Origin of the sequence: Campylobacter sp. B0100352/1, from assembly GCF_020135855.1 — a bacterium.
Lineage (GTDB): Bacteria > Campylobacterota > Campylobacteria > Campylobacterales > Campylobacteraceae > Campylobacter_D > Campylobacter_D taeniopygiae.
Map to the genome: position 1 here is coordinate 1 of NZ_JACHTP010000117.1, position 385 is coordinate 385.

Consider the following 385-nt stretch of genomic DNA (forward strand, 5'->3'; position numbering starts at 1 on the left):
TTTTCTTATCTCAAACCACAATTTGATATACCCCCCCCCCGTACCAATTATTATTAGCTCTTATTAAAGCTTCTCCTAGTCTATAAGATAAATGTTCTTTAAATTTTAAAGCTTCCTCATAATCAGTATAAGATTCTAAAGGAGGTAATTTTAAAGAAGGATCTTTTTTGATTTTTTCCTCATAATTTTTTTGTTCTTTTTTATGCTTATCTTTTATATAAGATAAAACATAAGGCATTCTTATATAACCTAGTATGCTTTTTGAATTTTCTATCATAGCTTGACCTAGTTTATAAGAAAGTTGGTTTTGAATTCTTGCCTTAGCTGAATTAGCTTGAGTATTTGATAATTGAATCTTTAAAGCATTAATTTGATTTTGCAAGGG

Annotated in this window: 1 pseudogene; it reads right to left on the bottom strand. The window is 27.5% G+C overall.

The features are described 5' to 3' along the window. Positions 1 to 10: 10 nt before the first annotated feature. Positions 11 to 385 (bottom strand): annotated as a pseudogene (locus tag H2279_RS08795) (sugar transferase); the annotation flags it as partial.